This window comes from Maridesulfovibrio salexigens DSM 2638, from assembly GCF_000023445.1.
Classification (GTDB): domain Bacteria; phylum Desulfobacterota; class Desulfovibrionia; order Desulfovibrionales; family Desulfovibrionaceae; genus Maridesulfovibrio; species Maridesulfovibrio salexigens.
This window is the reverse complement of record NC_012881.1, coordinates 2,472,501-2,496,284: the sequence shown is the minus strand read 5'-3', so window position 1 is coordinate 2,496,284 and position 23,784 is coordinate 2,472,501. Positions and strand designations below refer to the sequence as shown.

The window sequence follows — 23,784 nt, the reverse complement described above, 5'->3', positions numbered from 1 at the left end:
CACAAAGTTTCGCTACTTGGAGTATAAAATGAGCATTCAGGATAAAAAACTGTTGGATGAACTGAAAGAAGCCCTCGATGACGGGGCGGTCCGCGAAGGGATTAATGAAACCTTTCTTGAAGAGGTTACACTTGTTCGTGTTTCAGAACATAAACCCAAGTCTCCGTTAATCTATGAACAATGTTTCTGCATTGCTGTTTACGGACATAAAATTTGTCACTTGAGCGATGCTACATTCACGTACGGTGAAGATGAATTTCTAGTCGTTCCTGCCATTGTCCCGCTCGATATCGAAGTTGTTCCTGATGTTGATAATCCGCTACTCAGTATTACGGTTCCCCTTGATTTCGAAGTGATTCAGGATCTGGTGGAATTTATCAATAAATATGACAAGCAGGCGCTGGAAAAAATCTCCAGCTCTTCCGGCATATACTTCGAGCCGTTGACCAACAATGTGATGGAGTCGACAATCCGTTTACTTAAGGTTTTGAAGTCGCGCAAGGAAGCAAATATCTTCGGCAAGCAGATCATCCGGGAAATTTACTATCATATTCTTATGGGCAAACACGGGCATTTGTTGGCTTCTGCGGCTTTCGGGGAATCGGACTATGCTTTGATCGCCAAATCACTGCGCTTTCTCCACGATAATTACGATAAGGGAATCGACATCGACCATCTTGCAAAAAGTGCGAATATGTCCGTGCGTTCATTTTACAATCATTTTAAAGCCGTGACCGCATTGACTCCGGTACAGTATCTGAAGAGGATACGCTTGGAAAAGGCCCGCCAGTTTATGGTTGTTCAAGGGGAACAGGCCAGTTCCGCCGCGCATATGGTGGGGTATGAAAGTCCCTCACAATTCAGTCGTGAGTTCAAACGGCATTTCGGATATACCCCGCGGGAGGCGGTGCGCAATAGTCAGGGTATGGCGGGGTAGGAGTTATGATCTGTTTCGTCAATTTTTATAAGAGGATTTAGTTTTTTGATGATATGCTTTAATTAATGATTTTATATTGGAATCAAGTCTTTTTTTTATCACTCCGCCTCTGTCTGAATAAACACATATTTTTGTGTTGTTGAGTAAGAAAAGAAAAAAAAGTTTGTCTGAAATAATTCTTCGAATTCTAATTGGAGTGAGAACTAGGCCGTTTGTTATAACCATATACAAGAGCCTTGATAGATTGTCTGGTGTTAGTTCATATCCATCAAAAGTTCCTGGAGCCAAGTTGATTGGGAATGTTGGTTCTCTTTCTGTTGTTGCATAGTTTAGTGGTGATCTCAGAGACAATGGTCCAATTCCAGTTTCGATCCCAAAGCTGATTATTCGTTCATAGAAGCCACCCGTGTTCGATACGAAAATTCTTTCAGTGTAGATTTGTTCTTTGCCTTTGTAACCTCCGTCAAAAAAAATATTTAGATTAGGCCGATTTTTTTTGAATACTTGCCAAACGGCGAAAAAAGTAGCTCCCACTGTTCCAAAAGCTGTGAAACCGCTAAAAATTAAATTCCAAAAATTATATTCTTCTGTGGTCATTTTTTAGTTAATGCCCTAATTAAGCTATATTTTTTGTGTCTTGTTTTTGATTATAGGTATATGCAATAGTATTGCAAGTAATAAATAGAAACATTGACGATTTTGACGCTTAGCTGATAGATAATGTCTGTCAGTAAGTTTCTTCTTTAGAATTTGTGCAGCAATATGTTTTGCCCGATTTTCGGGCTTGTACAAAATAAACTAATAGGAGAAATACAATAATGAAAATTGTTAATTATATACTGACAATGTTGCTGCCTAAAGGGATGATTCTAGATCACTGTATTGAGCGGTGGTTTGAACATCGTCGAATTCGTATCGAAGAAGAAAAGGTGCGAAATGAGACAATGAGAATCGAACTGATGAAACAGCAGAGCTTGGTCGCTGTATAGCGATTAGCCGGGGAGGGAACTCGTATTCCCTCCTTATCTTTTTTAAACATACTGTCCTTATGCAATCTCAGCATAAATTTTCTGCCTGAGTCCGGCACTGTGCTTGAGCACTCCCACTTCAATATCTACAAAGTCATAGAGCCTCGGGCGTTTGCCGTCTGCGGGGCGCAGAATCCTGCCGATGATCTGGACCAGCCTGCCTTTGGATTTAATGGGGGAGCAGAGGAAAAGGGTAGAAAGACCTGGACAATCAAAGCCTTCGCCTATGAGCGATGCAGTACTGGCCAGCACTTTGATCTTGCCTGCGTTAAGGTCATTAATGATTTCTTCGCGCTCTCCGGCAGGAGTCTTCCCGGTCAGCACGGCTACTTCTACGCCCTGATCAAACAAAAGATCAGAAAGTGCATCGAGGTGGGCTGTGCGGTCCGCCACCATAAGCATGGTTCCCGGATTCTGTTGCAGTTCCTTGCTCACGCAGGATGCAATGATCTTGTTGCGCGGGTAATCTTCAGCAATGGCGGTCATCATGAGTGAATATTCTTCAGAAGCATTTCCGGCAAAGCGGAATGCGGTTTCGACAGTGAAAATTTCCGGCTTAAGAATTGCTCCGGTATTGCGCAGCAGGTCCGGGTTAACCCGGTGCACCACAGGGCCGAGGGTGAGGTTGATCATGCGATCCAGACCGTCTGCACGGTAGGGGGTGGCGGATAATCCGGTTAGGTACTTTGCATCAAAATTTTTAACCACCTTCTGAAAAGTGCTGGCCGGAGTACGGTGGCATTCATCGACTACTATATGCCCGAAGGTCTTTTTCAGGTCTTTTAAACGGTTGCGGGCTGTCTGGATTGTTGCCACGGTCAGTGGCTTAATTTTGAACTTGCCTCCACCGATCTGTCCCGCTTCAATGCCCAGAAACTGGTTGATCCTGTCAATCCACTGCATGAGCAGTTCTTTGGTATGAACGATGATCAGGCATGGCTGTTTGCGCTCGGCAATCAGAGCCAGCGCCATGACGGTTTTGCCAGCCCCGGTTCCGGCTTCAAGTAATCCTTGGGTCTGGTTTGAAAAAGATTGCAGGGCAGCCTGCTGGTATGGGCGCAGTTCACCCTTGAACGAAAAATCTACAGGATCAAGTTCGAGTCGCTTATCTTCGTATGTCGGCTCAATATCCGCTGCCTTGGCGATTTGGTGTAGTTCAATGCCGAATCCGCGTGGGCAATGCAGTCTTTTCTTACGGTCACCAGACCACATTTTAATATATTTAGGGATGCGTTTTCCGACCCTGCCACGGTATTTGATCGCATTGATATAATCAGGGTTCATCAAGGTCAAAGCTTCCTTGATCTCATCAATCAGTTCTTCGGGGGCATCGGTAATGGTCAGGTCTTTTGAAATTTCGATCAGCATTGGTTCTCCTGTTGCTGCCCATTTAGCTTATGGCGCGCAACAAGTCGACCAAATAAATTTGTTAGGGATGAGTTGGGGCTTGAGAAGATGTGAAGTGTTCTCGGAGTTTAGATTTGGTTTTGATTTATATAGGTTACGTCAGGGTTATAGTGGAGGTTCCATCTTTTCGTAAAAAGAATTCAATAATCCGTGTTTTTTGCTGTTTGGAGCGTGTTTAATAAAGTGGTTGAAATCCTCTAATGGACAGCCAAATATTCCACCGCAACGAAGACATTGACAAACGGTAAATGATACAGCTTGACCTTGGATGATGTAAGATTGCTTTTTAGATAATTCTATCGGGAATTGGAGATTTTTTTTACAGGTACATAAAGGGAGTGTCTTAAATTGATTTGTGTCAGAGGCAGCAATAAATAGTTTTGATTGTTTTTTCTTAAACGCGAAAGCGAGAAAAAGAGCGATTAAGCTGATGCTCAAAATTGTTGCTGGCATGTGCGACTACCTCAAATATTCAAATTTAATGTAGTCTTATTATACTACTTGTCACTGTAGTCAATGCCTATATTAAAATAACTTAACAAATTAGAAAGTTTTCTTTGCCAAACTAACCTTATATGTATGAATTTTTTGAATATATTTTGATATAGATATTGTTTGCTTCTAAAGGAATGGGTGATCGGTGCTATTGATATATGTCTTCGGTCTTTTGTGTATGCACGAAGATAATTAAAGAAAAAGGACTTAGAAGTTATATTCTAAGTCCTTTCTTAATTTCTGGCGGAGAGGGTGGGATTCGAACCCACGTATGGTTTGACCCATAACTCGATTTCGAGTCGAGCGCGTTACGGCCGGACTTCGCTACCTCTCCGCGTTTATAAGCAAGACCGATTCCGGCGATCCGGTCTTGGAAGGCACGATTTATATGTTTTTTTAAGGGACTTGGCAAGCATAAATGATCGGGATTGAAGAGCGTAATTTTAAATAGGCATATAATGCCGGATAGATGCGAGTTGCATCTATCCGGCTGTTTTCTGATTTCAGGGATTCTATAAATGTAGTATGCTTAGGATTGTCTTCCATGTGTTTCGTTGACGATTAAGTTAACTATTATTTCATTTCAGGAGGGAGTGGTTATGAGCAAAAAATATTTAACATTTACCTTAATCCTGCTGGTTTTTCTTTCTATTCCATACATTAGTTTCGGCGCAGGCTATACCATTCCCGATGATTGTCCTTGTAAGGAATCAATTTCAGAGCTTGTGCAATCTTATGAAGGAGATCAAGTTTTCAAGTTGCTTATTGATGAGGCTTTTCAGAATATACAACCTATTCCGGAAGGATATCGTGCCGGTGGAAACCCTTGGCAGGGTAAATCCTTTGCGGACATGGTTCCTTTCTTTGTCGAGTGGTGTTCATTTTTACCTGAGGCAAAGGGAAGTTCGGATAATGGACTTTTGTACATCGAGCAGATGGACCTGTTTGCTTACAAAAATCCATTCGGCAGGGCTGCATTTCAAACCCGTCCGGGAGTTATGATTTTTGATAATTTCGCTAAAGAGCGTGGTGATTTTCTTAACAGTAAAGCTTCAACTAAATTTGTTGCTCGCTGGCTTGCGGACCCGCGTATTGAAAAAGAAGAGTATGTCCTCCCTGATCCGAAGGCTGCTGACGGTGGATTCAAATCTTACAATGAGTTTTTCTCGCGTAAATTTAAGGATATCAAAAAGGTAAGACCGCAAACGATGCCGGAGCGGGATTATGTAATTGGCGCTCCTACTGATGCCATCGTGAATACCATCCCGGCGAAGCTCGTTGCAGAATCCGCGACAATTCCCACTAAGGGGATGCAGGTACTTAATATCAGGCAATTGCTTGCTGGATCGAAATATTGGGAGAAATTTGTGGGCGGAACCGCAATGTCCTGCATTTTAATGCCTAACACTTATCATCATTACCATTCACCTGTGAGTGGAAAGGTTCTTGAGACAAGGCTCGTTGATGGCGCTTTGTTGGGTATGGAAGATTTTCCGAAGTTTGTTCCTCCCAGTGGTAATGTTGGCTATTTCGGAGCCAGTTTCGGCGCCTTTGAAAGTTATCAGCGTGGGTATTTTATCATTGATACCGGAAAGTATGGGTTGGTAGGAGTTGTACCAGTAGGATTAAGCACCGTTGGCTCAGTCATATTCGAAAATAAGTTTTTGAAAGGGAATGGTTCTGTTGCGGTTAAGCGAGGTGATGAGCTTGGTCACTTCCTTTACGGTGGATCGTTGGTCATTCTGATTTTTGAGCCGGGCAAGTACAAATCCGGGGCCATTAAAGTCCGGCTGGGGAACCAGATTGGAATTTTTGATACCGGAGCAAATAATTAAAGTCGCCTGTTTTATAAAACATAGTAAAATAGCTTGTGACTGAATGAAAAATATACAAAGGGAGAAAGGTTATGAAGGAAAGATTCACTCGGCGTAGCATCATTAAACGTATTGCCGCCGCATCAGTTTTGGTCTGTGTGCCGATGATCGGCGGTGTTGCTCTGGCGGCGAAAGGTAAAGGCAAGGGCAAAGGAAATAAGAAAGACGAGCTGGAAAGTGCCAAGGCTCAGCGTGAACGAGAAAAAGAAGAGCGCGAAGCTCAGCGCGAGCGGGATAAGGAAGAACGTGAGCGTGCTAAAGAAGATAGAGAATCCGATCGTGAACGTGATAAAGAAGAGCGTGAGCGTTTAAAGGATGAAAGAGAAGAAGAGCGTGAGACCCGCAAGGAAGAATCAAAGGCGGAAAAGGCAAAGCGTAAAGAAGATGCAGCAGAGGATCGTGCTAGACTGAAAGAAGAAAAAAAGGCTGAGCGCGAAGAGCGGAAGAATAATAAGAAAAAAGATAAAAAAAAGAAGAATAAAAAGAAGTAAAAGTTGAGATAGTTTAGTGAAAAGAAGTCCCTAGGCGAGGATATCGCCTAGGGACTTTGTTTTTAGGGTTATTTATACGCCGCAGATCCAGACAAACAGGACAAAAAACGCCGCAATTGCAGCCAGCGTGAGTCCTATGGATAGCTGTCCGTTGGAAGTTGTTTCAGTTTTAGAATCTGACGAAAGTGACTTTTCAGTGTTAGACGATGCTAATTTAGACATAAGTAAGTAGTCCTCAATTTTTTTTAAAAAGAGTAATTAAATCACCTAAGACAAAATGGGTCTTGGTGGGATCAGTTGGATTCTGTACTCGATTTAAACAAACGGAGGTGCGCGTGTAGGGATGATCCTGTGCGCAATACGAGGTATGAAGCCTCTAGATACTTCTTTAGATAGAAATGCGGTAGCCCTGACAAAATCAACATGGAATTTTGCGGTGGTTAAAGTCAGGGGCCGTTCTTGTTCGGAAATAAAGTTGTCAGCCGGCTGGGATAGCTCGACTATGTATGACGGTGATCCTGCAGCTTTAGGAGCAGAGTGGAGAAAACTGGAATCGTGAGTAAGTTGTTCTCTGCTATCGATTGGACGCAAGCTGTCGCTTGGCATTAGACATAATGCCAAGAGCAGAAAAACGATCAATCGAGTTATGTTACAGGGACTACTTTTCAAAATTCCAGCTTGTATTTACTTTTTGCGCTTATGCAGAAAAAAACTTTGTAAAATTTCTTTACACTCATTCTCACAAACCCCGCCGATGGTCCAGAATTTATGGTTGGCAAAAGATAAATCCGTGCCTTCCAGATTGGATACTACGGCTCCGGCTTTAGGGTCAGGAGCGCCGAACACAACTCCTCCTACCCGCGCATGGATAATAGCGCCAAGGCACATGATACAGGGCTCCAGCGTGACAACAAGAATTGTTCCGCGTGGCAAACGATAGTTATCCAGATTTTTGCAGGCATTGCGGATGCAGTTCACTTCCGCATGTCCGGTGGGATCATTCTGAGTCAGCGGGGTATTGTTTCCGGTGGCGAGGAGTTCGCCTTCTGCTGTGAAAAGAGCAGCGCCGATGGGGACTTCTTCGTGCCGGCGGGCTTTGAAGGCTTCACGTATGGCAGTGTCCATCATGGAACGCCATGTCTGGCCCTGTGGAGGATTAGCGGGCGGGGTTCCTCTGGTAATAATATTTGTCATAAATAAAAAAAGGGGGAGTTAAACTCCCCCTTTTTTGTTTAGAGCGATTTAATATAATTAACGCCACCTTCGAGCAACGCCAACCCGAGGGTGGGGATGTCGCCACGTGTCCACTTGGGGTGGTTGGTGGGGTGGTTGTATGCCTCGGGATGGGGCATGAGTCCGAGGATGCGGCCTGTGGGATCAGTAAGGCCTGCAATACCCAGCGGGGAGCCGTTGGGGTTGGCAGGATAATCCATGGTCACTTCGCCGGATTCAGGATCAATATACTGAACAGCGTGGAGGTTGTTTTCCACGATTTTTTCCAGCATGGCGTCATCAGCGGGGATAATTTTACCTTCGCCGTGACGTACGGGAACGTTAAGGGTTTCAATTCCCTTGGTGAAAACGCAAGGGGAATCGGGGTTGGCCTTGAGGTGTACCCAACGATCTTCGTATTTTGCGGAATCGTTGTAGCTGAGTGAAACCTGACGGGTGAAGTATTCACCGCCGACTGCGGGCAGCAGGCCGAGTTTGACCAGCAGCTGGAATCCATTGCAGATTCCAAGAATTACGCCGCCGTCTTCAAAGAATTTTTTAATTTGATCCACAAGCGGGGTGCCGTCTGCGGTGTGTGCGTGTTTCCAGCGGAGCGCGGCAGCCTGTGCTGCTCCGAGGTCATCTCCATCAAGAAAGCCGCCGGGAAAAATCAGGAAGTTATATCCTTCCAGAGTTTTTTTACCTGCAGCAAGATCGGAAAAATAAGTGATGTCTACTTCGTCTGCGCCCGCTTTTTTAGCGGCATGAGCAGACTCGTGTTCACAGTTGGTTCCGTAACCGGTGATGACCAAAACTTTTACGCGGGCCATATATTTTTGTCCTCCAGATGTTGACAATAGAAATATTCCAAGACTATCTAATGCGTGTTTTGAAGAGAGGAACATAATTGCGGGTCAGCCTCCCGTCAACACTCTATATTCCTCAGGACGTACCGCTAACACATTTTTTTGAAGTGGGATACGCCTGAATATGAGAATGTTAACGGGGCGGGTGCCTTTTTGTGTTTTTTTCATAGCTATCGACTTTATTCGCTGTCCATTTTGTTTTATGTAACAGCGATATTTTAAAATAAATTGTCCGCCACGGGACGGGAGCGTTATGAAAACCAAATTTATATTCATCACCGGGGGCGTGTTGTCCTCACTTGGTAAAGGGCTTGCAGCAGCATCCATCGGCGCACTTCTTAAAGCCAGAGGAATGACCGCAACCATTCAGAAGCTTGATCCTTATATCAATGTTGACCCCGGCACCATGAACCCTTTTCAGCATGGTGAAGTTTACGTAACTGACGACGGTGCAGAAACTGACCTCGACCTCGGCCATTACGAGCGTTACCTTGATGTTTCTCTGAGTCAGAAAAACAACATGACTTCCGGCCGTGTATACCACAACGTAATCACCAAGGAACGTCGTGGCGACTACCTTGGCGGTACCGTACAGGTAATTCCGCACATTACTGATGAGATCAAAAATGCCGTTATGAATGTACCCAACGGCGAAGACGTTGCTCTTATCGAGATCGGCGGAACCGTTGGTGATATCGAAGGTCTTCCTTTTCTTGAGGCCATCCGTCAGCTTCGTTCCGAACTCGGCAGCGAGAATGTGCTTTACATCCACCTGACTCTTGTTCCTTACCTTGCTGCTGCCGGTGAAGTTAAAACCAAGCCGACCCAGCACTCCGTCAAGGAACTGCGCAGCATCGGTATTCACCCCGACATCATTCTTTGTCGTAGTGAAGTTGATCTGGATGAAGATATCAAACGCAAGATTGCTCTTTTCTGTGACGTTGACCGTGACGCGGTTTTCACTGCTGTTGATGTAAAGTCCATCTACCAGCTTCCGCTCAGCTTTTACAACGAAGGACTGGACCAGAAGATTGCTATTATGCTTAAGCTTCCGGCCAAGAATTGTAATCTTGAGTCATGGAGAAAGCTTAACCATACTCTTGAGAATCCGACTGGTGAAACCACAATTGGTATCGTCGGTAAATATGTTGATCTCAAGGAAGCATATAAATCCCTGCATGAAGCTCTCATCCACGGCGGGGTTGCAAACGAAGTCAAAGTTAACCTGCGTTATGTGAACTCTGAAGAGATCACTCCTGAGAACGTTAAGGAAAAGCTGGCCGGTTGTGACGGCGTGCTCGTTCCCGGCGGTTTCGGTAACCGTGGTGTTGAAGGCAAGATCACTGCTATTCAGTATGCACGTGAAAACAAAGTGCCTTTCTTCGGTATCTGTCTCGGTATGCAGTGTGCTGTTATTGAATATGCCCGCAACGTCATGGGCCTTAAGGGGGCAAACTCTGAAGAGTTCAACCCCGAAGGTGATGATAACGTCATCTATCTGATGAAAGAATGGTACGACTACCGCACCAAGAAGACTGAAAACCGTTGCGAAGAAAGTGATAAGGGCGGCACCATGCGTCTTGGCGCATACCCTTGTAAAGTTGTTGAAGGAACTAAAGCGATGGCTGCTTACGGCAAAACTGAAATTCAGGAACGCCATCGTCACCGTTACGAATTCAACAAAGAAAAATTTGCAGATCAGCTTGTTGAAGCAGGTCTGGTGCTGAGTGGTCTTTCTCCGGATGAAGCTCTGGTAGAGATCGTTGAAGTTGCCGACCATCCTTGGTTCCTGGGTTGTCAGTTCCACCCGGAATTCAAGTCTAATCCCATGCATGCTCATCCGCTGTTCAGGGATTTCATCAAGGCTTCTTGCGAAAACAAAAATAAATAAGAATTAACTTTGTATTGCCCGGGGATACTGGTATGCAGTGTCTCCGGGCAATCTTATAATTGGAGGGCAGTCCCTTTTGAGCCCCGATGAATTATATCAAAAAAGTTTGCAGGAACCGTTTATTCTGGCGGGACCTTGCGCACTGGAAACCATAGATGTCGCCCTGCGTGCTGCAGAAGTATTGGCTGACATTGCTTCCCGTCTTGATGTGACGGTAATTTTCAAAAGCTCTTTCGACAAGGCTAACCGGACCTCCATTACTTCTTTCAGGGGACCCGGCTTGGAGGAAGGGCTTAAATGGTTGCAGCGGGTTAAGGATGAAACCGGACTTCCCGTTGTTACCGACATTCATACCCCGGATCAGGCCGCACCTGTAGGTGAAGTGGCTGACGTGATCCAGATTCCCGCATTTCTCTGCCGCCAGACAGACCTTCTTGTCGCCGCCGCCAATACAGGGCGGGTTATCAACGTCAAGAAGGGACAGTTTCTTGCACCCCATGACATGCGCCATGTTGTGGGCAAATTGCGTGAAGCTGGCAATGAACGTATCTGGCTGACTGAGCGTGGTGCATCCTTCGGCTACAATAATCTCGTAGTGGACATGCGTTCGATGGCGATTATGAAAGAACTGGGCTGTCCGGTGGTTTTTGATGCCACCCATTCTGTACAGCTTCCCGGCGGTCTGGGCGGTAAGTCCGGCGGTCAGCGTGAGTTTGTACCTGTGCTTTCCCGTGCGGCTGTGGCTGCAGGGGCTTCAGGTGTTTTTATGGAAACTCATCCGGACCCTGATTGCGCTCTTTGCGATGGTCCCAACAGCTGGCCTCTTGACCGTGCAGAAGATCTGATCAAGGACCTTCTGGCTGCATGGAGCGTCGATTATGTCTGCTAAAGTTCGTGCTGAAAAAATTAAGCTGCTCATCCTTGATGTGGATGGCGTACTTACTGACGGCGGTCTTTATTATGATAAAGACGGAAACGTAACTAAGCGTTTTAACGTGCAGGACGGCCTTGGCATCAAGTTCGCGCAGCAGGCAGGTATCGAGCTGGCGGTAATTACCGGATTGAATCACGGTGCCGTTGAAAAGCGTGTTACCGAGCTTGGAATTACCGAATATTATCCGGGACAGAAGGAAAAACTTCCTTTTTACGAGAAACTGCTTAAGGAAAAAGGACTCAAAGACGAGGAAGTCGCCTATGTCGGCGATGATTGGATTGACGTCCCGGTAATGCTCCGTGTGGGTTTACCTATGGCAGTGAAAAATGCTCAGCCTGAGATTTTCGGCATATCCAAATGGATTTCCAACCGGGATGGCGGACATGGCGCTGTGCGTGAAGCTATTTCTTTTATTCTTGACGCACAGGGCAAGTTGAATGACATCTGGAAAGAGTGGGCAGGCTAGATGGGCCGTGTCGGCTTAGTTTTATATTTTATTCTGGCCTTGTCTCTCGGAGTCAGTGCCGGAACCCTGCTTGGTAAGAAGTACGGTACTTTTCCGCATATGGCCCGTGAGGTTGTGGAGAATCCGCTTCTTTCCAATAAGAACCAGTCTGATATTTCCGCTGAGGAGATTGAGCTGATTCAGGGTACCGGTGGTGATATTGAGTGGATTCTGCGGGCCGGAAGTGCTGATTATGATCAGGAGAAAGGACTGGTCATTGCTGACAAGCCCCGGGTTACATATTATCTTGGCCGGGACCGCAAGGAAGTTTTTGTCAGTGCTTTGCATGGTGAAGTCAGCCAGAAGGGAGAAGGTCTTAAGCTCTGGGATGATGTCAAAGGACATTACGGTGACATGGGGCTTGTGGCTGACCGCCTTGATTTTAAACCCAAGGACAACCTGCTTTTCCTCGAAGGGAATGTAAAGGTGCAGAGTCCTACTGTTTATATTACTTCCAAACGGGTCAAGGTGGACCTTGTTACCCGTGAAATTATGATTGAAGACGGAATGGAAGCCCTTATTTCACCGGACATGGTGGTAATGCCTCAATAGAAGCGAGCATTCATTTGAATAATATAGTTGAAAAAAGTTCATTGTTGCGTGGCAGGTCCATATTTGCGCTGCTTTCTCCCGCCATTGTCTGTGCGGTATTTTTCTTTGCCTTTGCTTTGGTTGGGCCTGTTGCCCATGCCTATGACAAATCTGAGTTGAAAATTACTCGGACAATTGCCAACGTACGGTCCAAGCCGGACCTTAAAGGCGAGGTAGTCTGGGTTCTTTCTCCGGCGGAAAGTTTTCTGGTGGGCAAAGCTCAGGGCAGCTGGTTTCCGGTGTATCCTGCTTCTGCGGAAAAGAGTGCTGCCCCAGTGGGATATATCTCTCGCAAGGTTGTTGTTCCCGCTGCAGAGGACAGTCCTTTGGCGGATTGGGGTGATATTCGTTATGTCGGCAAAGATTTGAAATTTTATCTTGAGCGTACGGTTAAGTCTTCAACCGGTGGGATGATCAAGTCCGGCGATAAAATCAAGGTCGGATTTCTTAAAGACGGCTGGTATGCAATTTTCAAAGCTGACGCTCCGGTGTATTCCGAGGCTGATGCGCTTGGTTACATCAAAAAGGATGATGTGGACATTGTTCTTGATGATGCCCGTATTCGTTACGCAGTACGTAAAATCAATGTGATAGAAAAACCTGTGGCCACTTCAAAGGCTGTAGGTGTGCTCAGTCCCGGACATCGCGCACAGGTTGGAGCTGAGAAGGGTGGTATGTACGCCCTTTACCGCATTGATACCATGGTCAAAGACGATACCCCTGTGTGGGGTTATGCATGGGGACCGTTTCTTGCCCCTTATCCCAAGAATCTGGAAAAAGAACAGATGGCCGGGATAGACGCACGAAAAGCTGAGATTGAAGCTGAAGAGGTGCGCAAGGCAAAGGCGGAAGTTAAGCGGGGAAGTGAGCTTGCAGCCATGGAAGAAGCCATGGATGAAATGCTGATGGCTCCTGTCAAAACTAAAACCATGTATGCGACTGCCGTGCTTAATGTCCGTTCCGAACCTGATGCCAAGTCTTTGATTGTTGATAAGCTGGAGCTTGGAGAAGCTGTGAGCGTGGGGCAGGGTGAAGGAAAATGGTATCCTGTTTTCAAGCCGGGTAAGGATAACGAGCTGAAACGTGTAGGGTATGTTTTCGGTACTTATCTTAAGGCTGAAGCTCCTGTTGTAGAAAAGGAAAAGCCGAGCAAGAAGCGTAAGCCCGGTGGACCGGACGAAGTGCCCATTAAGATTACGTCTACCAAGATGACTTTCAGTGAGAATCGCAACCGGATTACTTTTTCCGGTAAAGTTAAGGTTGTACGTCTTGATGTAACTCTTACTTCTGATACTTTGACCGCTCATTTGCGTCCTGAAGGTGATTCTCTTTCCGATACTCAGGATAAGATCAAGAAGATCGTGGCTGCCGGCAACGTGAAAGTAGTTATGAAGAAACGCAAAGGGCATTGCGACAAACTGACCTATGTGGTGGGTGATTCAATCATTTATATGAATGGTAATGCAGAACTGCAGGATGGCCCCAACCTTATTCAGGGTGATGAAATTAAGTTTTACCTGAAGGATAACCGTGCAGAGGTTGTTGGTGGTAATAAGCCTATCGAGGCTATTTTCTATACCCCTAAAAATGTATCCCCTTAGGTCATTAAAGGAATTTTATGTCTGCAATTATCGCCAAAAAACTGGTTAAGAACTACGGACCTAAAGAAGTTGTCCGTGGAATCGGTTTGACCGTGCGCGAGGGTGAGGTTGTGGGGTTACTTGGTCCGAACGGGGCCGGTAAGACTACAACATTTTATATGCTCGTAGGTGTTGTTAAACCTACGTCAGGTGATGTCTATTTTAATAAGCAGCAGATTACACGGCTGCCTTTGCATGAGCGGGCCCGTTTGGGGCTCAGCTATTTACCGCAGGAAAGTTCCATTTTTAAAAAACTTTCCGTGCGAAAGAACCTTGAGATAATTATTGAGCACACTGGGCTTTCCGGTAAGGATGTGCCCAAAAGGGCGGACGAGCTTTTGGATCAGCTCGGCATTCTTCGTCTTGCTGACCAGAAGGCAATGTACCTTTCAGGTGGTGAACGACGCAGGCTTGAGATTGCCCGGGCTATGATTAACAATCCCAAATTTATTCTGCTTGATGAACCGTTTGCGGGTATTGATCCGATCGCGGTTATTGATATTCAGGATATTATTTCCACGCTTAAGGATATGGGGCTGGGGATCTTAATTTCCGACCATAACGTTCGTGAGACCCTTTCTATCTGTGATCGGGCTTACCTTGTTTATGAGGGCAGGGTTATTCTAAATGGTTCACCTGAGAATATCGTGAAAAATACCAAGGCCCGCAGGCTCTATCTAGGCGATAGTTTTAGTCTGTAGCTTTGTGTGCTGAGATGTGATTTTACAAGCCGGAACTCTTATGAGTTTCGGCTTTTTTTGGGTAAAGTTTGATGAATTTTGTCTTTGTCGATTTACAGTCGGGCAGAACATTGGTACACTTTTTTCATATGCACTTCTATTTTATAAAAAATCCTTAAATTTCAGATAAATCAGAGGTCTTTATTGCATCTTGCAATGGGATGTGGCATAGTTGAATCAAGCTCGGATTAAAAGAATGAAAAAAAAGTTTGGTCCAGTATAGAGTGTAGCAATAAATCTGAATCTGAAAATATACGATTAATATACAAGGTGGCCTGAATATATGGGGTTGGAACTTAGACAACAATTAAAGCTTACTCAACAGCTGGTAATGACTCCTCAGCTGCAGCAGGCGATCAAGTTGTTGCAGCTTTCCCGATTGGAGTTGGTGGATACCGTCCATCAGGAACTCATGGAGAATCCTATCCTTGAAGAAGCTGAAGCTCAGGAGCGTACGGATTCTCCTGATGCTGACGCAGGCACCGCTACTGCCGAAGAAGCACAAATTTCCAAGGAAGCCGAGTGGGAGAACTATCTCGGTGAATTCTCCAGTACATCAAAGCAATCAGCTTCCCGCGAGTCGGAATCTTATGAAGAAGGCACTTCCTTTGAAGCCCGCCTGACCAAGTCGGCATCCCTTGAAGGGCATCTGCATTGGCAGATGAGCCTTTCCGATTTTACTGAGAAGGATATCGCCATAGGCGAATGTCTTATAGGTAATTTAAGTTCGGGAGGTTTTTTACGGATAGACTTGGAAGATGTCTGTGAAACATGCTATGCTGAAATCGAAGATGTAGAAAAGGTATTGCATCGCATTCAGCGGTTCGATCCGGTAGGCGTAGCGGCAAGGACTCCGCAGGAATGTCTGCTAATTCAGCTGGAAGCATTGAAGCTTGACGATGATCCAATTCTGGTTTCGCTGGTCCGGGATCATTTAGATGATCTTGAAAAGAAGCGCTACAAGCCTCTGGCAAGAAAGTTCAAGCTCAGCATGGAGGATTTAAAGAGTTATCTGGACTTGATGCAGACACTTGATCCACTACCCGGAGCAAGTTTTTCAAGTGGAGACTCTTTCTATGTCAGCCCTGATGCTTATGTTTATGAATATGACGGTGATTTTGTCATAGTTCTGAACGAAGACGGTCTTCCTAAATTGCAAATGAATGCATTTTATGTGGAGACTCTTGAGTCAACCAAGGGAGATGACAAGGAATATTTTCAAGACAAGATGCGTTCCGCACAATGGCTGATGAAGAGCCTGTATCAGCGGCAACGCACCTTATATAAGGTTCTTGAATCCATAGTGAGGTTTCAGCGCGAGTTTTTCGCCCACGGTGTCACCAAGTTAAAACCGCTTATTCTTAAGGAGGTTGCGGAAGACATCGAGATGCATGAATCCACTGTGAGCCGAATCACTACTAATAAGTATGTTTCTACTCCGCATGGAATTTATGAACTGAAATTCTTTTTCAATAGTGCGCTCGGTCTGGATGACGGTTCTCAGGTCGGTTCCGAGTCCGTCAAGGCGACGATCAAGAAATTGATCGGTGAAGAAGACGGAAAGAAACCACTCAGCGATGAAAAGATAGCTGAGATTCTCAAAGAGAAACTGGAAGTCAATATAGCCAGAAGGACCGTAGCCAAGTACAGGACTGCAATGGGAATTCTCTCCTCATCCAAGAGGAAAAAGGTATTCTAATGTAGTCCGGAGAAATTAAAGCATATTCACCCTTTACTAAGGAGGCTCCTTATGAACGTAGCATTTACTTTTAAGAACTTCGACGCATCCGAACATCTTAAGGAATATGCAAACAGCCGTTTCTCCAAGTTGGTAAAGTACGTAAGCAATCCTGATAACACTGATATGCAGGTGAATCTGTCAGTGGATAAGTTCAGGCATGTTGCGGAAGTTGTTTTCAGCTCTGATCATATGCATGTCTCAGCTTACGAAGTGTCCGAGGACATGTATTCCACCGTGGATATGGTTCTGGACAAGCTCGAAGCACAGCTTCGCCGCGCAAATGAGAAGATGAGAAGTCACAGGCGCAAGGAGGCAGCTCCTGCCCGCATGGATATTCTCAGCTACGGTGAGGAAGAGTACAGGGAACCTGTAATTGTGGAGTCTGACTCCTTTGTTCCCAAGCCGATGAGTGTTGATGAAGCTGCAGAACAGCTTCAGACTCTCGACCACGAATTCCTCGTATTCCGCAATGCGGATAATGAAGCCATAAACGTAATCTACCGCCGCAATAATGGCGACTTCGGTTTAATTGACCCAGGATACTAACTGATGAATATAACTGATAATCTGGCAAAGGACCTTGTTATTCATGAACTGCAGGCCTCTGATAAGAGTGAAGTTCTGAAAGAATTGGTTTCCACCCTCAAGGACGCAGGTCTGGAAGTGGATGTGGAAAATGCCCTTAAGGTCCTTAATGATCGTGAAAAACTTGGAACAACCGGAATCGGGGATGGCATAGCCATCCCCCACGGTAAACTGGAATGTCTTGAAGAGATTGTCGTCGTAGTCGGCCGATCCAGTGAGGGGGTCGACTTTGAATCTCTGGACATGCAGCCATGTAAGATATTCTTTATGGTACTGGCCCCCGAACAGGGGGCCGGTGCTCATTTGAAGGTCTTGGCGCAGATTTCCCGGCAACTTAAAGATGAAGCATTCCGGCAGGCATTTATAGATACAGGTGACAAGCAGGAGTTGCTTAAACTTCTCGGTCTCAACTAGAATCGGCATTTTCAAATTATAAAAATCAGATTAGCAATGAACTCGGGTCATTGCTAATTTTGTTTGTAGGCTATTGCGCAAGGAGGATATTGGGGTGGTCGATGTAGATTCCTTTCCTGTGATTGTTGTGAGCGGTCTTTCCGGAGCCGGTAAATCTACCGTTCTAAGGGTCTTTGAGGATCTGCGTTTTTTTTGTGTGGACGGATTGCCTGCGAGCATGCTTCCGCGCCTGGTTGAGCTTTTTAACACTCGTGACAATGCATATCGCGGACTGGTGCTGGGTATGGATTTACGACAGCTTGAGTTCAGTGTTGACTGGGAAGCCACACGCGAAGAATTGACTTCCAAAGGTTATCGCCCAAGTATCCTTTACCTTGAAGCGCGTTTGCCGGAGCTTGTGCGCAGATACGCTACTACACGCCGCCTGCATCCCCTTGAGTCTCGTGATATCGGTTTAGAGCAGGCTCTTGAGAAAGAGAGGGAAATTCTCGGCGAGGTGCGCCAGCAGGCCGATCTTGTTATTGATACCACCACCTATTCCATTCACGATCTGCGCCGCCGGATTCAGGAAAAATGGGCAGAGCTTAGCGAAAAGACTCGCGGGCTGCGAGTGCATGTTATGTCATTCGGCTTTAAGCATGACGTGCCTACTGCGGCCGATATGGTGATGGATCTTCGTTTTCTTCCCAATCCATATTTTGAAGAAGAACTCCGCCCCCTTTCCGGTCAGGATAAAGCGATTTCAGATTACGTTTTAGGTACCGAACCAGGTTCAATTTTTATTGAGAAATATCTCGATTTCCTTCAATATGTCCTTCCTCTTTACGAGGAGGAAGGAAGATACAGGCTGACCATTGCTTTAGGCTGTACCGGAGGACGACATCGCTCCGTTGCCACGGCAGAAAGGGTATTTGCAACTCTTAAAGATAATGGTTATTCTGTCTCTCTTGAACATAAGCACATTCATTTGAAATAGTTTTTTGTAGAATATATCGGGAATTTAGATGGTCATAGAATCTAGTAAAAACGGAATTGTTCTCGTTACCCATGGTAACTTCGGACAGGCGCTTATTGAAGCGGGTGAACTTATTGTCGGTCCTCAGGAGGGAGTGATCTCTCTCAGTGTCGATGTTTCTCAGGGCATCGATGCAGCAGTGGACTCATTGAAAAGCAATATTGCCGAAGTGAAAAACGGGAACGGAGTTCTTATTCTTACCGATATGTTTGGTGGAACACCCACTAACCTTAGTCTTTCCCTGCTGCAGGGAGATGATATTGAGGTTGTTACCGGGGTCAGCCTGCCCATGCTTCTGAAAGCTTTTCAGATGCGTAACGAGTCTTTGCAGAAGATGGCCGAAGAGGTCAGCAAGGCGGCGGCTAAAGGCATTGTAATTGCCGGCGAAATGCTGCGAAAACGAACTTCCAAAGGGTAGCCATGATGTGGGTGAGAATTGATAACCGTCTTGTTCATGGGCAGATTATTGAAACATGGCTGCCGTACACCCACGCAAAACATATAATCGTGGCTAACGATGCTGTTGCCCGGGATGATTTGCAACAGCAGATCATGTCGTTGGCAATTCCGCAATCGGTGAGCTGCTCTTTTTGCTCGGTAGATGATTTGAATGAAATGATCCCTGCTTTTACCAACGGTAACGGTAGTACCATCATTCTGTTCTCGTCCTGTGCCGATGTGCGTAGGGCTTTGGATTCCGGTTTTATTTTTAGCTCGGTTAATATCGGCAATATCCATTATGGTCCCGGTAAAAAACAGATTTCCCCCAGCGTGGCTTTAAGTTCGGATGATGAGTCCTGTCTTCATTATTTCAGAGGACAGGGTATAGAACTGGATTTTCGCTGCGTTCCTAATGATCCTGTACAGGTGAGGTTCTCATGAGTCTGTTTCAAGGATTAGCTTTATCCTTTCCCATCTGGGTTGCACTGATCGGTTTTTTTTTGCGATTTTTTCGCTTTTCCGTTTCACAATAAATCCCGGTCTTCTTGAACGGCCGCTCGTGGTAGGTGCTCTTTGGGGTGCTGTAACCGGAGATGTGGCTACCAGTCTTAAGATTGCGGTCTTTTTTGAGTTGTTCTGGTTGGATAATATCCCGGCCGGAACCTATATTCCTCCCCATATTTTGGCTCCTACATTTGCTGCGTTAGCGTTAACCACTTCTTTTGCGTTTACTGAAGCGCGACAGGTTATGGTTATCCTGCTGGCGTGTCTGCCTCTGGCACGCATCGGTGCGTGGATGGATTATTCATTAAGGCAGTGGCATAATAGGGGGCATAATAAGCTTATCGGTTGGGCACGTAAGGGAAAAGCTGGCGATCAACTCCCGCAAAAGCTGGTTTTTCGATCTATTTTAAGAACTTTTGTCACTTCGTGGCTTTTTTTCTGGACAAGCACCATAATCCTTCATTATATCCTTTGTATATTTTTTCACAAATGGGGGCCGTTGGTCGCCGGTGTGGATATGAAATGGTCTTTTCTATGGATTGCAGCAAGTCTTGGAGGCCTATTGGCCCTCAGATTGCGGAAAGCCTATGCCACTTTTGTCTTCGGAGTGGTCTTATTCGGCTTTTTTATCCTTGCCGGGATTATATAAGCTTGGCAGACAAAAAAGATTGTGATAGAAGACACAAGCTCAATTAGCTACCATATTTCTTAGGAGGAAATCATTATGGCTATTATCGCAGTAGGACACAAAAACCCCGATACCGATACCATTGCATCCGCAATCGCAATTGCTGACCTCTGGTCTAAAGCAAAAGAAGAAACCAAAGCTGTTGCACAGGGCGAGATCGCTCCTGAAACCGCTTTTGTTCTGGAAAAATTCGGTTGCGCTGCTCCCGAAGTAATGACCGACGCTACCGATCAGAAAGTTATCCTCGTTGACCACTCTGACCTTGCTCAGTCCATGGACAACCTTGATAAGGGTGAAGTTGTAGCAGTAGTTGACCACCACAAACTTGGTGATGTTACTACCCCCAACCCCCTCGAAATGTGGGTATGGCCTGTAGGTTGTACCGGTACCGTTATCAACGCAATGTACAAGTTCTACAATGTAGAAATCCCCAAAAACATTGCTGGTGTACTTCTCTGTGCTATCCTCTCCGACACCGTTATGTTCAAGTCCGTAACCTGCACCGAAGCTGACAAAGAAGCTGTTGCAGAACTGGCTAAAATTGCTGGTGTTGAAGACGTTATGGCTCTCGGAATGGAAATGTTCAACGTGAAGTCTGCTGTTGCAGGTGCTTCCATGAACGAACTGATCTTCCGTGACTACAAAGATTTCGACATGTCCGGCAACAAAGTTGGCATCGGCCAGCTCGAAGTTGTTGACCTGTCCGTATTCAACGACATCAAAGATGACCTCTACGCTGAACTTGAAAAAGTTAAAGCTGACGGCCGTCACAGCTGTTTCCTGCTGCTTACCGACATCATGAAAGAAGGTTCCGAAATGCTTATCGTTTCCGATGATCCTTCCGTTGTTGAAAAAGCATTCGGCGTTGCTCCCGAAGGTACCAAAGTATACCTCGAAGGCGTAATGTCCCGCAAAAAGCAGGTTGTACCTAACTTCGAGAAAGCTTTCTCCGCATAAGTTAAGTCTACATCGCTTCTGTAAGTCCGGCAGGTTAAGTCCTGCCGGACTTTTTTATTTGGCTCGCTGTGGCCTTGTTGAGGTTGATTTCCCGTATTAATTTTTTTACGGTTCCTATATTATTCAACTGCCTGTGGGCATTAAATATGGGGTTTTATGAAAATTACTTTGCTTTGTTACGCTACTTTTGCTGTGAAAAGCCCTGAAAATTCTGAAGCATATCCGATTTCTGAAGGTGAAACGGTTACAGATGTTCTTGAAAGGGTCGGGATTCCAATTGATGAGGTAAAGATCGTTTTCATTAACGGCAAGTCCTCTAAGTTTGACGCAGTTCTTCAGGATGGCGACAGGGTCGGTGTTTTCCCTGCAGTCGGCGGTGGCTGATTTCTTCTTAACGGGGCGGCTATACATGAAGTTTATTGTGCGGACATTGATGCTAAGCTTCTTGCTGACAGCTCTTTAAGCATCAGCCGTTTGTGCGGCGTAAGTGCTTCTGTTAACATTTTTTTTTAAATGTATTTTTTGATGGCCGGATCTAGTTCGGCCTTTTTTATTTTTTAGCGCCTATATTCTAAAGAAAATCAGTGTAAAATTTATTATATTGATAATCGATTGGGCTCGTGGTATCGGCATATCCGTTCAGGAAAATTAAATACTCCTGAAGGAGGAAACTATGGGCAGTAGATGCCTTTTGAAGTCGAAAATTCACAGAGCAACCATCACCGACGCTAATGTCGATTACGAAGGTTCTATTTCAATTGATGTGGATCTGCTTGAAAAAGCAGGAATTCTTCCCTTTGAACGAGTCGATGTTTTGAATGTCGATAACGGGGAAAGACTTACCACTTACGCTATTGAAGGCGGTCCTGGTGAGTTTTGTCTGAACGGTGCAGCCGCCCATAAGGGCGAAGCCGGGCAGAAGATTATTATCTGTACCTACACGTGGCTGGATGAAGATGAACTTGGGCTCCACAAGCCTAAGGTTGTCCTTCTTGGTGACGGGAACAAGGTAAAGAAAGCTTAATAGCTCTATTAAAAAGGCGCGGTAAACCGCGCCTTTTTTTATTCCCATATATTATGTATAGAGAAGGCAGCAGAAGGGAGGATCGAATGAAAAAAAGATTTCTAGTAATATTTTGCAGTCTAATTTTGGCGTCTGGTTGCGCTCCGGTGGTTAAGACCCAGTCTATACCTGTTTCTACTAATCCCATGGGCGCTACAGTCTATGCTGATGGTAAAGTTGCGTGTACTTCTCCATGTACAGTCGATCTTCCCCGCAATGCCGATCACATACTTACGTTGAAGAAAGATCAGTATCGGCAGCAGGATGTTATCATCAAACGTGTTTACCAGCAGGAAAAGGTCATGATGAAAGCTGTTTCGCAAGGCATGCAGTCGTCTTCTATGGTCGTTGGCAGTGGAGGGGATAAGACTGCATGGGGAGTGATGCAGGGAGTCAATTCCATTGATTCACAGGAAGAGACCGGAGATGCATATATTTTGTCTCCTTCGGCGGTATCTGTCCGTCTTGTCTCTTTAACTGCCCAAGCTCAATATGAAATGACCGGATCAACTGCACCGGATATTCAGAGTCTCACAACCACTGATCGTGCCCAGATTAGTTATATACTGGAAAGTATGAAGTCCGGGACAAATTTTAATTGGACAAATGCGCAGACTGGTATCAAGTATGATGTAAAGGTTGGATCTGTCTTACCGGGATATGATGCTCCAACCCGAGCATTTATATTGAAGATGACATCTCACGGGCAAACTTCTACATATGACGCTAAGGCTAGCAGAGTGGGTGAAGGCAAGTGGGATATTCTTGGAAATGGCGCATCTACATCAATGATTACCGATGACGGTAGTGGGGTTAAAACTTCGCAGCCTGCTACAATGAACTCCGATACCTTTTTGAAGGATGCTGTTAAGGCTGGAGCTATGGCTGCGCCAACCATACATGGTGGTGTAACAGCTAAGGGAGGATCGTCCAGTGAGGGATGGGATGGTAATAACTATACAAAGAAGTCATCGTCGACCAAAGTTAAGGCTGGTGTGAGTGTTAATCCTGCTCAGGCTTTGGAAGTTTTAGATATGATCACTAACGATTAAAAGTAGTTTGTAAGGAATGTAGATATACTCGAGGGCAGAAGGGCAGAGCAGATGCTCTGCCCTTTTTTATTGCAGGAATATTTAATATAGATGTAATCCGCTTCACTGAGCCATTCTTAGGAATAAAGACTCGAATATATCATAAATAATTTAAAAACCAGTTGACGCAGAGCTAAGTATTCCATAGATAGTTCTTCTCGACGCAGCAACGGCTGGAAGTCACAAGCGCGTTGAGATTTTTTTTGACTAACCGGGCATTAGCGGTTGACATTCGGAACGGGATTACATAGTTTCCCAATCCGCGCTGAGCGAAAGCAAAGCACTGAGATCATTGAAAAAATATTTTGTGAGAACATCGAAATTAATGATTGACAAAGACGGCAAGTTTGAATAGTTTGCCTCTCGCACTGAGTGAAAGCAAGGTGCTAAGATCATTAACTAAATGAAAGTTTGAGACTCAAAACTAAGAGCTTCGGATCGATTTTTAGAACACATTTGGGAGAGCGGGTATTCTGGACGAAACCTACCTTAATGAGTTCGGGGCAGAGCGAAGCGTACTAAAAAGTTTTGGGATTCTTAAACCCTTTTTCAAAAGGGTTTAAGGCCGTCGGCAGACTCGCAGAAGGCAAGCGCGAGAGCGCAACAAACTTTCTTAAAAAAGTGATTGACAAGCGGGCTGCGATTCTCTAGATTTCCCAACGCACCGACGGAAC

The 23,784-nt window shown here is 45.4% G+C and carries 26 protein-coding genes and 1 tRNA gene; 21 read left to right on the top strand and 6 right to left on the bottom strand.

The genetic code is table 11. The annotated features are described in order from the left end of the window. Positions 1-28 precede the first annotated feature (28 nt). Positions 29-937: an AraC family transcriptional regulator gene (locus DESAL_RS11435; RefSeq protein ID WP_015852142.1), complete on the top strand. Its 909-nt coding sequence runs from the start codon at positions 29-31 to the stop codon at positions 935-937. 18 nt (positions 938-955) lie between these two features. On the opposite strand, the gene DESAL_RS11430 is transcribed toward DESAL_RS11435, so the two are convergent. Then, positions 956-1,534, bottom strand: a complete 579-nt coding sequence (locus tag DESAL_RS11430; protein ID WP_015852141.1) for a hypothetical protein — start codon at positions 1,532-1,534, stop codon at positions 956-958. A 221-nt stretch (positions 1,535-1,755) separates the two neighbouring features. Between DESAL_RS11430 and DESAL_RS20230 the strand changes: the two genes are divergently transcribed. Then, positions 1,756-1,926 (top strand): hypothetical protein, encoded by a 171-nt coding sequence (locus tag DESAL_RS20230; protein ID WP_015852140.1) that lies wholly within the window; start codon positions 1,756-1,758, stop codon positions 1,924-1,926. 57 nt (positions 1,927-1,983) lie between these two features. Here DESAL_RS20230 and DESAL_RS11425 read toward each other — a convergent pair whose 3' ends face one another. The 3 genes from DESAL_RS11425 to DESAL_RS11415 form a co-directional block, all read right to left on the bottom strand. Continuing rightward, on the bottom strand, positions 1,984-3,333 hold the full coding sequence (locus tag DESAL_RS11425) for a DEAD/DEAH box helicase (RefSeq protein WP_015852139.1): 1,350 nt from the start codon (positions 3,331-3,333) through the stop codon (positions 1,984-1,986). 144 nt (positions 3,334-3,477) lie between these two features. After that, on the bottom strand, positions 3,478-3,825 hold the full coding sequence (locus tag DESAL_RS11420) for a hypothetical protein (RefSeq protein WP_041721831.1): 348 nt from the start codon (positions 3,823-3,825) through the stop codon (positions 3,478-3,480). A gap of 283 nt (positions 3,826-4,108) precedes the next feature. After that, a tRNA-Ser gene (locus DESAL_RS11415) sits at positions 4,109-4,201 on the bottom strand. Positions 4,202-4,466: 265 nt separating this feature from the next. Between DESAL_RS11415 and DESAL_RS11410 the strand changes: the two genes are divergently transcribed. Beyond that, positions 4,467-5,702 (top strand): phosphatidylserine decarboxylase, encoded by a 1,236-nt coding sequence (locus DESAL_RS11410; RefSeq protein ID WP_015852138.1) that lies wholly within the window; start codon positions 4,467-4,469, stop codon positions 5,700-5,702. A gap of 71 nt (positions 5,703-5,773) precedes the next feature. Beyond that, positions 5,774-6,232 (top strand): hypothetical protein, encoded by a 459-nt coding sequence (locus tag DESAL_RS11405; protein WP_015852137.1) that lies wholly within the window; start codon positions 5,774-5,776, stop codon positions 6,230-6,232. 684 nt (positions 6,233-6,916) lie between these two features. Here the strand turns inward: DESAL_RS11405 and DESAL_RS11395 are convergent. Both DESAL_RS11395 and DESAL_RS11390 read right to left on the bottom strand, forming a co-directional pair. Beyond that, positions 6,917-7,426: a nucleoside deaminase gene (locus DESAL_RS11395; RefSeq protein WP_015852135.1), complete on the bottom strand. Its 510-nt coding sequence runs from the start codon at positions 7,424-7,426 to the stop codon at positions 6,917-6,919. Between the two features lie 38 nt (positions 7,427-7,464). Further along, positions 7,465-8,274 carry a phosphoribosylformylglycinamidine synthase subunit PurQ gene (locus DESAL_RS11390; RefSeq protein WP_015852134.1) on the bottom strand — a complete coding sequence of 270 codons (810 nt, stop codon included), beginning with the start codon at positions 8,272-8,274 and terminating at the stop codon, positions 7,465-7,467. Positions 8,275-8,563: 289 nt separating this feature from the next. Here DESAL_RS11390 and DESAL_RS11385 point away from each other — a divergent pair, with 289 nt between their 5' ends. The 17 genes from DESAL_RS11385 to DESAL_RS11305 all read left to right on the top strand — a co-directional run bounded on the left by DESAL_RS11385 (position 8,564) and on the right by DESAL_RS11305 (position 23,071). Further along, entirely contained in the window at positions 8,564-10,201 is a 1,638-nt protein-coding gene (locus DESAL_RS11385; RefSeq protein ID WP_015852133.1) for a CTP synthase, read from the top strand. Positions 10,202-10,277: 76 nt separating this feature from the next. Then, on the top strand, positions 10,278-11,090 hold the full coding sequence (kdsA, locus tag DESAL_RS11380) for a 3-deoxy-8-phosphooctulonate synthase (RefSeq protein ID WP_015852132.1): 813 nt from the start codon (positions 10,278-10,280) through the stop codon (positions 11,088-11,090). Then, entirely contained in the window at positions 11,080-11,601 is a 522-nt protein-coding gene (locus DESAL_RS11375; protein WP_015852131.1) for a KdsC family phosphatase, read from the top strand. The genes kdsA and DESAL_RS11375 overlap by 11 nt, the downstream gene beginning before the upstream one ends. Then, entirely contained in the window at positions 11,602-12,192 is a 591-nt protein-coding gene (gene lptC / locus DESAL_RS11370; RefSeq protein ID WP_015852130.1) for an LPS export ABC transporter periplasmic protein LptC, read from the top strand. It begins immediately after the preceding gene. Between the two features lie 14 nt (positions 12,193-12,206). Then, positions 12,207-13,832 (top strand): LPS ABC transporter substrate-binding protein LptA, encoded by a 1,626-nt coding sequence (locus DESAL_RS11365; protein WP_015852129.1) that lies wholly within the window; start codon positions 12,207-12,209, stop codon positions 13,830-13,832. Between the two features lie 17 nt (positions 13,833-13,849). After that, complete coding sequence (gene lptB, locus DESAL_RS11360; protein ID WP_015852128.1) at positions 13,850-14,572, top strand: LPS export ABC transporter ATP-binding protein; 723 nt, start codon at positions 13,850-13,852, stop codon at positions 14,570-14,572. Positions 14,573-14,894: 322 nt separating this feature from the next. Continuing rightward, positions 14,895-16,310: an RNA polymerase factor sigma-54 gene (rpoN, locus tag DESAL_RS11355; RefSeq protein ID WP_015852127.1), complete on the top strand. Its 1,416-nt coding sequence runs from the start codon at positions 14,895-14,897 to the stop codon at positions 16,308-16,310. A gap of 51 nt (positions 16,311-16,361) precedes the next feature. Further along, positions 16,362-16,898 (top strand): ribosome hibernation-promoting factor, HPF/YfiA family, encoded by a 537-nt coding sequence (gene hpf / locus DESAL_RS11350; protein WP_015852126.1) that lies wholly within the window; start codon positions 16,362-16,364, stop codon positions 16,896-16,898. A gap of 3 nt (positions 16,899-16,901) precedes the next feature. Continuing rightward, on the top strand, positions 16,902-17,351 hold the full coding sequence (locus DESAL_RS11345; RefSeq protein ID WP_015852125.1) for a PTS sugar transporter subunit IIA: 450 nt from the start codon (positions 16,902-16,904) through the stop codon (positions 17,349-17,351). 94 nt (positions 17,352-17,445) lie between these two features. Beyond that, positions 17,446-18,327 carry an RNase adapter RapZ gene (gene rapZ, locus DESAL_RS11340; RefSeq protein ID WP_015852124.1) on the top strand — a complete coding sequence of 294 codons (882 nt, stop codon included), beginning with the start codon at positions 17,446-17,448 and terminating at the stop codon, positions 18,325-18,327. A gap of 28 nt (positions 18,328-18,355) precedes the next feature. Further along, positions 18,356-18,784 carry a PTS sugar transporter subunit IIA gene (locus DESAL_RS11335; RefSeq protein ID WP_015852123.1) on the top strand — a complete coding sequence of 143 codons (429 nt, stop codon included), beginning with the start codon at positions 18,356-18,358 and terminating at the stop codon, positions 18,782-18,784. A gap of 2 nt (positions 18,785-18,786) precedes the next feature. Beyond that, a complete protein-coding gene (locus DESAL_RS11330; protein ID WP_015852122.1) occupies positions 18,787-19,248 on the top strand; it encodes a PTS sugar transporter subunit IIB in 462 nt (153 codons plus the stop codon). 13 nt (positions 19,249-19,261) lie between these two features. Beyond that, the gene (locus DESAL_RS11325) at positions 19,262-19,960 is read left to right on the top strand and encodes a PTS sugar transporter subunit IIC (RefSeq protein ID WP_342626824.1); all 699 of its coding nucleotides are present in this window, start codon (positions 19,262-19,264) and stop codon (positions 19,958-19,960) included. A gap of 75 nt (positions 19,961-20,035) precedes the next feature. After that, the gene (locus DESAL_RS11320; protein ID WP_015852120.1) at positions 20,036-20,956 is read left to right on the top strand and encodes a manganese-dependent inorganic pyrophosphatase; all 921 of its coding nucleotides are present in this window, start codon (positions 20,036-20,038) and stop codon (positions 20,954-20,956) included. 156 nt (positions 20,957-21,112) lie between these two features. After that, positions 21,113-21,340 carry a MoaD/ThiS family protein gene (locus DESAL_RS11315; RefSeq protein WP_015852119.1) on the top strand — a complete coding sequence of 76 codons (228 nt, stop codon included), beginning with the start codon at positions 21,113-21,115 and terminating at the stop codon, positions 21,338-21,340. A gap of 289 nt (positions 21,341-21,629) precedes the next feature. Further along, complete coding sequence (panD, locus tag DESAL_RS11310; RefSeq protein ID WP_015852118.1) at positions 21,630-21,980, top strand: aspartate 1-decarboxylase; 351 nt, start codon at positions 21,630-21,632, stop codon at positions 21,978-21,980. A 125-nt stretch (positions 21,981-22,105) separates the two neighbouring features. Next, a complete protein-coding gene (locus DESAL_RS11305; protein ID WP_245543740.1) occupies positions 22,106-23,071 on the top strand; it encodes a PEGA domain-containing protein in 966 nt (321 codons plus the stop codon). The last annotated feature ends 713 nt before the right edge of the window (positions 23,072-23,784 follow it).

Excerpts from the sequence above, each read along its gene's own strand:
- DESAL_RS11435 (WP_015852142.1), top strand. The coding sequence starts at position 29 with ATGAGCATTCAGGATAAAAAACTGTTGGATGAACTGAAAGAAGCCCTC.
- DESAL_RS11430 (WP_015852141.1), bottom strand. The coding sequence starts at position 1,534 with ATGACCACAGAAGAATATAATTTTTGGAATTTAATTTTTAGCGGTTTC.
- DESAL_RS20230 (WP_015852140.1), top strand. The coding sequence starts at position 1,756 with ATGAAAATTGTTAATTATATACTGACAATGTTGCTGCCTAAAGGGATG.
- DESAL_RS11425 (WP_015852139.1), bottom strand. The coding sequence starts at position 3,333 with ATGCTGATCGAAATTTCAAAAGACCTGACCATTACCGATGCCCCCGAA.
- DESAL_RS11420 (WP_041721831.1), bottom strand. The coding sequence starts at position 3,825 with ATGCCAGCAACAATTTTGAGCATCAGCTTAATCGCTCTTTTTCTCGCT.
- DESAL_RS11410 (WP_015852138.1), top strand. The coding sequence starts at position 4,467 with ATGAGCAAAAAATATTTAACATTTACCTTAATCCTGCTGGTTTTTCTT.
- DESAL_RS11405 (WP_015852137.1), top strand. The coding sequence starts at position 5,774 with ATGAAGGAAAGATTCACTCGGCGTAGCATCATTAAACGTATTGCCGCC.
- DESAL_RS11395 (WP_015852135.1), bottom strand. The coding sequence starts at position 7,426 with ATGACAAATATTATTACCAGAGGAACCCCGCCCGCTAATCCTCCACAG.
- DESAL_RS11390 (WP_015852134.1), bottom strand. The coding sequence starts at position 8,274 with ATGGCCCGCGTAAAAGTTTTGGTCATCACCGGTTACGGAACCAACTGT.
- DESAL_RS11385 (WP_015852133.1), top strand. The coding sequence starts at position 8,564 with ATGAAAACCAAATTTATATTCATCACCGGGGGCGTGTTGTCCTCACTT.
- DESAL_RS11375 (WP_015852131.1), top strand. The coding sequence starts at position 11,080 with ATGTCTGCTAAAGTTCGTGCTGAAAAAATTAAGCTGCTCATCCTTGAT.
- lptC (WP_015852130.1), top strand. The coding sequence starts at position 11,602 with ATGGGCCGTGTCGGCTTAGTTTTATATTTTATTCTGGCCTTGTCTCTC.
- lptB (WP_015852128.1), top strand. The coding sequence starts at position 13,850 with ATGTCTGCAATTATCGCCAAAAAACTGGTTAAGAACTACGGACCTAAA.
- rpoN (WP_015852127.1), top strand. The coding sequence starts at position 14,895 with ATGGGGTTGGAACTTAGACAACAATTAAAGCTTACTCAACAGCTGGTA.
- hpf (WP_015852126.1), top strand. The coding sequence starts at position 16,362 with ATGAACGTAGCATTTACTTTTAAGAACTTCGACGCATCCGAACATCTT.
- DESAL_RS11345 (WP_015852125.1), top strand. The coding sequence starts at position 16,902 with ATGAATATAACTGATAATCTGGCAAAGGACCTTGTTATTCATGAACTG.
- DESAL_RS11335 (WP_015852123.1), top strand. The coding sequence starts at position 18,356 with ATGGTCATAGAATCTAGTAAAAACGGAATTGTTCTCGTTACCCATGGT.
- DESAL_RS11330 (WP_015852122.1), top strand. The coding sequence starts at position 18,787 with ATGATGTGGGTGAGAATTGATAACCGTCTTGTTCATGGGCAGATTATT.
- DESAL_RS11320 (WP_015852120.1), top strand. The coding sequence starts at position 20,036 with ATGGCTATTATCGCAGTAGGACACAAAAACCCCGATACCGATACCATT.
- DESAL_RS11315 (WP_015852119.1), top strand. The coding sequence starts at position 21,113 with ATGAAAATTACTTTGCTTTGTTACGCTACTTTTGCTGTGAAAAGCCCT.
- panD (WP_015852118.1), top strand. The coding sequence starts at position 21,630 with ATGGGCAGTAGATGCCTTTTGAAGTCGAAAATTCACAGAGCAACCATC.